The 7,714-nt window shown below is 52.5% G+C and carries 7 protein-coding genes and 1 pseudogene; 1 reads left to right on the top strand and 7 read right to left on the bottom strand.

All coding sequences use genetic code 11. The features are described from left to right. Positions 1-617: pseudogene (locus QZ105_RS09785) on the bottom strand (threonine--tRNA ligase); the annotation flags it as partial. Between the two features lie 442 nt (positions 618-1,059). On the opposite strand from QZ105_RS09785, the gene QZ105_RS09790 reads away from it, so the two are divergent. Next, positions 1,060-2,634, top strand: a complete 1,575-nt coding sequence (locus QZ105_RS09790) for a DUF4127 family protein (RefSeq protein WP_293729736.1) — start codon at positions 1,060-1,062, stop codon at positions 2,632-2,634. 124 nt (positions 2,635-2,758) lie between these two features. Here QZ105_RS09790 and bioB read toward each other — a convergent pair whose 3' ends face one another. From bioB to QZ105_RS09820, 6 genes are all read right to left on the bottom strand, one after another. Beyond that, the gene (gene bioB / locus QZ105_RS09795) at positions 2,759-3,748 is read right to left on the bottom strand and encodes a biotin synthase BioB (protein WP_293729737.1); all 990 of its coding nucleotides are present in this window, start codon (positions 3,746-3,748) and stop codon (positions 2,759-2,761) included. A 159-nt stretch (positions 3,749-3,907) separates the two neighbouring features. After that, complete coding sequence (locus QZ105_RS09800; RefSeq protein ID WP_293729738.1) at positions 3,908-4,474, bottom strand: chromate transporter; 567 nt, start codon at positions 4,472-4,474, stop codon at positions 3,908-3,910. A 12-nt stretch (positions 4,475-4,486) separates the two neighbouring features. Continuing rightward, a complete protein-coding gene (locus QZ105_RS09805; protein WP_293729739.1) occupies positions 4,487-5,056 on the bottom strand; it encodes a chromate transporter in 570 nt (189 codons plus the stop codon). 16 nt (positions 5,057-5,072) lie between these two features. Continuing rightward, positions 5,073-6,194: an amidohydrolase gene (locus QZ105_RS09810; protein ID WP_293729740.1), complete on the bottom strand. Its 1,122-nt coding sequence runs from the start codon at positions 6,192-6,194 to the stop codon at positions 5,073-5,075. 3 nt (positions 6,195-6,197) lie between these two features. Next, positions 6,198-7,028, bottom strand: a complete 831-nt coding sequence (locus QZ105_RS09815; RefSeq protein ID WP_293729741.1) for a MetQ/NlpA family ABC transporter substrate-binding protein — start codon at positions 7,026-7,028, stop codon at positions 6,198-6,200. Between the two features lie 177 nt (positions 7,029-7,205). Continuing rightward, a partial coding sequence (locus QZ105_RS09820; protein WP_293729742.1) for a TCP-1/cpn60 chaperonin family protein occupies positions 7,206-7,714 on the bottom strand: 509 nt, incomplete at its 5' end.

The following is a 7,714-nucleotide window of genomic DNA, read 5'->3' on the forward strand; positions in this document are numbered from 1 at the left end:
TCCACGGTGGTGAAATACTCCAGCTCGCGGCCCAGCTTGTTGTGGTCGCGCTTCAAGGCTTCGGCCTGCTGCTCCAGGTAAGCGTCCAGCTCCTCCTTCTTCGGGAAAGCGACGCCGTAAATGCGCTGCAGCATTTTGCGCTTGGAATCGCCGCGCCAGTAAGCGCCGGTAGCGGAGGTCAGCTTAATAGCGTTGCCCTTAATGCGTCCGGTAGAATCCACATGTGGGCCTGCGCACAAATCGGTAAATTCACCTTGCTTATAGAAGCTGATAACGGCGTCCTGCGGCAAATCGTTAATCAGCTCTACCTTATAGGGCTCGTTCTTTTCTTCCATCAGCTTGATTGCCTCTTCACGGGGCAGCTCAAAGCGTTCCAGCTTCAGCTTTTCCTTGCAGATTTTGCGCATTTCCGCTTCCAGCTCTGCCAAATCTTCGGGAGTAAAGGGCGCGGGAGTATCGAAATCATAATAAAAGCCGTTGTCGATGCTGGGGCCGATAGCCAGCTTGACATCGGGATGCAAGCGTTTCATAGCCTGCGCCAGCACATGGGAGCAGGTATGCCAATAGGTTTTGCGGTAGGCTTCGTTTTCAAAGCTAAATTTGTTTTCTTCAGACATAGTGTTTCCTCCTAAAATGTATTTGAACAATGTGAGGAAGGGCAAAAAAATAAACCCCATCCCTCACCAAAGGGACGGAGTTGCTCCGCGGTTCCACCCTCATTGACCCATGTAAGGACACAGGCCCACTCGGTACCGTTAACGCCGGTAATACGGACTGGCATACTTGCCGCAGCTTTCCGCAGTCAGTTTGAAGGCGGTGCGCTCATCGTATTACCCTGCTGCTCTCAGCCGCGGCAGCATTTTCTGTGAGGATTAGGACGATGGCAGGTCCTTCGCATTACCTTTATAATTTTTACTTACGTGCTAATTATAGCACACCCAAAACGCTTGTCAAGGGAGCGCTGGCAAAAAGATTGTTTTTCGTGTATAATATATGTTACAGCTTTTTGAAGAACGCGAAGAATTTTATTGCACTTATAAAGAAAGAAGCGTAAGTAATATGTTTCACAGAAAATTACTGCCGTTAAAAATAGCGGCTGCCCTTTGCGCCGCAGCCGCCCTGCTCCCGGCGGCTGCGCAGGCCAAGCAGCTGACGGTGCTTTACATTCCGCTGGATAACCGCCCGGTCTGCTCCGCCTATGTGCAGCAGACTATGGAAGCGGCAGGCTGCAAAATTATCCTGCCGCCGGAAAAATATATAGCCGCCAACGACCGCAGCGGCGACCCGGAAGGCATCTGGAACTGGCTGCAAACCAAAGCGCCCAAGGCCGACGCCGCCGTCATCAGCACAGACAGCCTGCTGTACGGCGGCCTAGTGGCCAGCCGCACTCACAGCATCAGCAAGGAACAGCTTGACCAGCGCTTGCAGCATCTCTATGCTCTGAAAAATATGCTGCCCATTAAGCTGTACGCCTTTTCCACCATCATGCGCACGCCGCGGGCCAGCCAGGGCAATGTGGAACCGCCCTACTACAGCGCCATTGGTCCCAGCATTTTCGCTTACAGTCAGTTATGGGACAAAAGCGAGCAAAACAAGCTGACACCGGCAGAACAGCTGCAAAAGCAGGCGCTGGAGCGCAACCTGCGCAAGGACGAGCTGGGCGACTGGCTGGAACGCCGCCAGAAAAATTTGCAGATTAATACGGAACTGACCCACATGGCCCGCAACGGCAAATTTCATTATCTGGCCATAGGCAAGGACGACAACGCGCCCCTGTCCGCCACCCATCTGGAAGCGCGCCAGCTAAGCCTGAGTACCTTCGACATGAAGCCGGAGGATTTTCAGATTATCGACGGCGTGGACCAGCTGGGGCTTTTGCTCTTAGTCCGCGCTTATAACGAGGCTCGTGCGGTACAGCCAACTATCTACCCGCTGTACAGCCCAGGAGCGGGGTCCGCCACCCTGCCCCAGTACAGCGACGCCCGTTTGCAGGATTCCGTGCCCCAGCAAATCATAGCGGCCGGAGCCAGACAAGCGCCTACTCCCCAGGCCGCCGATTTAATTTTAGCGCTCAATACGCCGCAGGACGGTATAGTAAAAGATTCCACTGCCGGAGATAATCAATTTTTCTCCTCTCCGGCCAACAGGAACTTTGCTGCAGCCATTGCCAAGCAATTAGACGCAGGTAAGCAGGTATCGCTGGCGGACGTCAGCTATTCCAACGGCGCGGACAACGGCTTTATGAGCCTTTTAGCGCAAAATGATACGCTGGAACGCCTATCTGCTTACAACGGGTGGAACACTGCGGATAATGCTGTAGGCTACGCTATTGCCCAGGGAATAATGGCGCAGGCAATGCCACAGCAAAAGCGTAATTTACTGCTGCGCCAGCGCATTATCGACGACTGGTTCTATCAAAGCAACGCCCGCAGCTATATTGCCAACGAACTTTCCCGTCACAGCCGCGAGGATTTAAAATATGATTTAGGTACGGCAGAAAAGCCGATACTTAATTATATCAATAAAGAATGCAACGCTTTAGCGCAAAAATATAACGTCACCCAAGGCAGTCAGTTTAAGCTGACCTTCCCCTGGCGGCGTTTATTTGAAGTAAATGTGGAAATGAAGAAGTAATACGTAAATTACCCTCGCAAATTTTAGCGTTATGATATAAAAATGGGCTCCTGCACTAAAAAGTGTAGCAGCCCATTTTTTGTAGATTTGTAAGATTTTAAGGCGTAGGATTTATCCACTAAAGTCAATTTAAAACGGGCAAAGAACGCGGACGACCCAAATCCTTGAGCATTTGGATATCTCGTTCGGTGCCGCGGCCAGCCGTCGTCAGATAGCCGCCGATCATAATGCCGCTGGCGCCGCCGTTCAGCGCCAAAGCCTGCAAATCGCGCAGGTTTACCTCGCGTCCTCCGGCAGTACGAATCTGCGCCTTAGGCAAAATAAAACGGAAAACGGCGTAAGCGCGCAAAATTTCCAAAGGCGGCAAAGGCTTATTAGTTTCAAAGGGCGTGCCGGGAATCGGCGTCAACAAGTTCAACGGCACGGAATCTATGCCCAGCTCCTTCAGAGTAAAGGCCATCTCTACGCGCTGCTCGCGGGTTTCGCCCAAGCCGAAAATACCGCCGCTGCAAACGCGCAAACCTGCGGCCTGAGCATTTTTAATGGTCACGAATTTATCTTCATAAGTATGAGTGGTGCAGATATCGGGGAAGTAGCTGCCTGCGGTTTCCAAATTGGAATGATACCGGGTTACGCCAGCTTCCCTCAAAGCCTTGGCCTGCTCCAGCGTCAAAATGCCCAGAGAAGCGCAGACTTCAATCTGCAATTCTTTTTTAATACGCGCCAAAATGCGGCAGATATTGACGAAGTCGTCCTTCTTGCTCTGTCCGCGGCCGCTGGTAACGACGGAAAAACGCACGGCGCCCGCCGCTTTAGCTTTTTGTGCGGCGCTGAAAATTTCTTCCTCGCTAAGCAACCCGTATTCCTTAACGCCAGTGCAATAATGAGCCGACTGCGCGCAGAATTTGCAGTTTTCGCTGCACTTACCGCTGCGGCCGTTAATGATGGCGCAGCAATCCACTGCGTCTCCGGCAAATTTCTGCCGGATTTTATCTGCCATGGATAACAGCACCATGGTATCGTCGTCGCTGACATTGATTAAATAATTTGCTTCTTCTTTAGTAATAGCCTGACCGTCCAAAACCTTTTCGGCCAGCGCGATAATTTTTTGCATTGTTTCACATCCCTAACCTTAGTAGTTAACCTGCTTCCTAACGCCAAGTTAACTGTAATATATTATATAGCAGATTGCGGAATACGTCAACCTTGTTTTAATAACGGTTTACTTCATAGCAAACAAAAAGGCCGGCGACCTGCGCCAGCCTGAATAAATTTAACGAATGCCAACCAATCCTAAAAAAAGCCCCAGCGCCCCGCTCATGCACAGCAATTTAATCACGCTCATTTTATGGCGGATGCACCACAAAGAAATAGGCAGCACAATGCAGCCCACTAAATCGATTTTAGTAAAATCCTTAGGCAGAGTTTCCGTATTCCACAGGGACAGCAGCACAAAGCTCATGCCCGCAGAACAAATCAGTGCTACCACAGCCGGACGCAGGCCGTTTAAAACGCCACGCACCGGGCCGATATCGCCGTATTTAAAAAACAAACGCGCCAGCAGCAGTACAATGATGACAGATGGAAAGACAAAGCCCGCCGTCGCTGCCACGGCTCCCGGCATGCCAGCCACCTTGGTGCCGACAAAGGTAGCGGCGTTGATGCCGATGGGTCCCGGAGTCATCTGCGAAATAGTAAAGATATCGATAAACTGCTGCATCGTCAGCCAGCCGTGCTCGTCGATAACCTGCGCCTGAATCAGCGGCATGGACGCATAGCCGCCGCCCACGCAGAAAGCGCCGACCTGCACAAAACTCCAAAAAAGTTCCCAATAAATCACGTTGCCGCCCCCTCAAGAATATTTTGCGTCGCGCAGCCAGAAGAAGCCGATAACGGCGTCCACAACGACGGCGTACATCAGATTAACATTAAAGAAATAATTAGCTACAAAAGTACCGGCGATAATCGCCAGCGGCAGCGCCAGCCTTTTCTTCCATTCTTTTTTCAGCAGGTCGATAGCCACATTGATAATAATCGCCGTTGCGCCGCACTGCATACCCTTCAGCAGCAACTGGATATATTCGTTGTGCGCGAAGGCTTCATAAGCGTAAGAAATAACGCTCAGCGTAATCAGCGGCGGCAGCACGGTGGCCAGCAGCGCCGTCAAGGTTCCGCGCCAGCCCGCTATCCGGTAGCCCAGGCTGATGGCCGCGTTAACCGCCACCACGCCCGGCGCGGACTGCGCAATCGCCACCAGATTCAAGGCCTCCTTATCGTCCAGCCACTGGTATTCGTCGACGAATTTAGCCTTGAGCAGCGGGATAATCACAAAGCCGCCGCCGATGGTAAAAGCGCTGATGATAAAAGTCGATTTAAAAAGCTTCCACAAAGTATCTTTAGTTTCTGTAGGCGCAGCTTCCAAAGTAACAGCTCCTTTTTTACGGTCTTTCCTGCAAAATTCTTACAGTCAGCGCCGCTAAAACCTTAATTGCGCCAGCTAAAGCGCTGTGGTCAAAACGCATTTCGGGATCGTGCAGGCAGGGCGTCAAATCGCAGCCGATGCCCAGGCTGGCGGTTTTCAGCGACGGCCTTTGCTCCTTGAAGAAATTAAAATCTTCGCCTACTGTAATCGAAATGGACGGAATCAAGGCCTCGCCGCCCAGCTCCCTGACAATCGTATCGCAGGTCACCGCCTGCAAGGAGGGGTCGGCCTCCGCCGCCGGGCAAGTGCCAACGATGTGGCAGGACGCCTCCGCGCCATACACCTTAGCCGTATTTGCCACCAGCTCCATAACCTTTTGCCGCAGCTTCAGCATTTCCGCATTAGAGGTGCTGCGCAAATCAAAGCCTATCTGCACCTTATCGCAAATAGCGTTGAGAGAACCGGCGCCGCCCATAAAGCGCGTCGTCTTAACGCTGCCGCACAGCAAGGGATTAGTATGCAGCGCATTGACAGCGCCCACAATAGCCGCGCCCACATCAATAGCGTTCACGCCCAAATGCGGTTGGGAGCCGTGCGCCGCCAGCCCGCGGATTTCGCCCTCCATCAGGGTGCAGGCCGTCCAGTTAAGCTGCGCGATAATCTGTCCGCTGCGGGCCAAATCCTCAGGCATTAAATGATAGCCCAATGCGTACTGCGCGTCGTCCAACGCGCCAGCCTCCAGCAAAGCCAGAGCGCCGCGACCGATTTCCTCCGCCGGCTGGCATAAAATTTTTACGCGGCCGCAGGGCAGCCCCTGCTCCTTCAGCAGCTTGGCTACGCCCAAAGCGATGGTCATGTGCCCGTCGTGACCGCAGGCGTGAACGGCTTTCAAGCTGCCGTCGTCCTGCTTAAACAGCAGGCAGTCCATATCCGTGCGCACAGCCACCGTCGGCCCCGCTGCGCCGCTATCGTAAACTGCGACAACGCCGGTAGTACCGCCGACATTTTCTTCTACATCATAGCCCAGCTGCCGCAGATAATCTGCCAGATAAGCGGCCGTTTTAAATTCCTGAAAGGCGGGCTCGGCTAAAGCGTGCAGCGTGGGCCACACAGTATCGATGTGCTTCTGAAAGTCCATGGCTTATTCCTTCCAGCCAAGGTATACGGAGCCAGGGAATTGCTTCTTAATAAATTCAGCGTTCTCAGGCGATTGATATGCTTCCTGGAAAATTTTCAGACGCGGGTCTTTCAGCGTTTCTTCTTTGACGGCCACAATATTAACATACAGGGAATCGGCCGTTTCCTTAACTATGGGGTCCGTCGCCGGGTTCAGACCGGCGTTCAAAGCATAGGTAGTGTTGATAGCCGCGCAGGTAACGTCGTCCAGCGAACGAGGAATAGCTGCGGCTTCCAGCTCGATAATTTGGAAGTTGTGAGGATTCTCGGTAATATCATGAACGGTAGTCGTGATATCCTTGGGGTTCTTTACCTTGAGCAGACCGTTGGCAGCCAAAAGCAAAATGCTGCGGCCGCCGTTGGTCGGGTCGTTAGGAATCGCAATCTTAGCGCCGTCGGGAATGCTGTCGCCGGGCTTTAATTTTTTAGAATAAATATTGATGGGGAACAAAGCGGTGTTGAAGGCTTTAGCCAGCTTGAAGGAAGGCTCCTTCTTCATCGTAGCGTTCAGGAAGGGCTCGTGCTGGAAGCTGTTGGCCCAGATTTCTCCGGCTGCCAGCGCGGAGTTGGGCGTTACAAAATCGCTGAACTCTTTAATTTCAATCTTCAAGCCCTTCTTCGCGGCGATTTTTTGCACGTTCTCCATAATTACGGCGTGAGGACCGGGGTTTACGCCCACAATAACTGGCTTATCCGCGTCCGCCTTTTTCTCTTCTTTAGCGCCGCCGCAGCCGACGATAGCTAGGGCGCAAAGAGCCGTTAAACCTACTAAAGCGTATTTCAAAATTTTATTCATGGTGCATTTTCCTCCTTCAACGCAGGCGGCAATCCACGCCCGCTTAAATACATACTAACATTGTATTCTTTATCGCCGCGATAGTCAAGAAAAGAATAGAACGCCAATAAAGCTCCCTGTCCCCTACGGAACAGAGAGCTTGATTTGTTAAGCGTAATATTCAGTTAAAGCCGCTTATTACATCATGCCGGGCATGCCGCCGCCCATCGGAGGCATTGCCGGTACGGCACCTTCCTTAGCCGGTTTGTCGGCTACGATGGATTCGGTGGTCAGTACCATAGCTGCGATGCTGGCTGCGTTTTGCAGAGCGCTTCTGGTAACTTTAGTCGGGTCAACGATGCCTTCGGCGATCATATCCACATATTTTTCAGTCAAAGCGTTGAAGCCCACGCCCTTGCGGCTGCGTTTAATGGTATCGACGATAACTGCGCCTTCCAGGCCGGCGTTGTAAGCGATTTGACGAACAGGCTCTTCAATAGCGCGTTTAACGATATCCACGCCGGTTTTTTCATCGCCGGTTACTTTCAGCTTGCCAAGAGCAGCCTGTACCTGCAGCAGAGCGGTGCCGCCGCCTGCTACGATGCCTTCGGCTACAGCGGCGCGGGTAGCGTTCAGAGCGTCTTCGATGCGCAGCTTCTTATCCTTCAGCTCAACTTCGGTAGCAGCGCCGACTTTAATAACGGCTA

Source organism: uncultured Phascolarctobacterium sp., assembly GCF_905212365.1.
Taxonomy (GTDB): domain Bacteria; phylum Bacillota; class Negativicutes; order Acidaminococcales; family Acidaminococcaceae; genus Phascolarctobacterium_A.

What these genes read in the sequence shown, in the direction of transcription:
- QZ105_RS09790 (WP_293729736.1), top strand. Translation starts at nt 1,060, where the DNA reads ATGTTTCACAGAAAATTACTGCCGTTAAAAATAGCGGCTGCCCTTTGC.
- bioB (WP_293729737.1), bottom strand. Translation starts at nt 3,748, where the DNA reads ATGCAAAAAATTATCGCGCTGGCCGAAAAGGTTTTGGACGGTCAGGCT.
- QZ105_RS09810 (WP_293729740.1), bottom strand. Translation starts at nt 6,194, where the DNA reads ATGGACTTTCAGAAGCACATCGATACTGTGTGGCCCACGCTGCACGCT.
- QZ105_RS09815 (WP_293729741.1), bottom strand. Translation starts at nt 7,028, where the DNA reads ATGAATAAAATTTTGAAATACGCTTTAGTAGGTTTAACGGCTCTTTGC.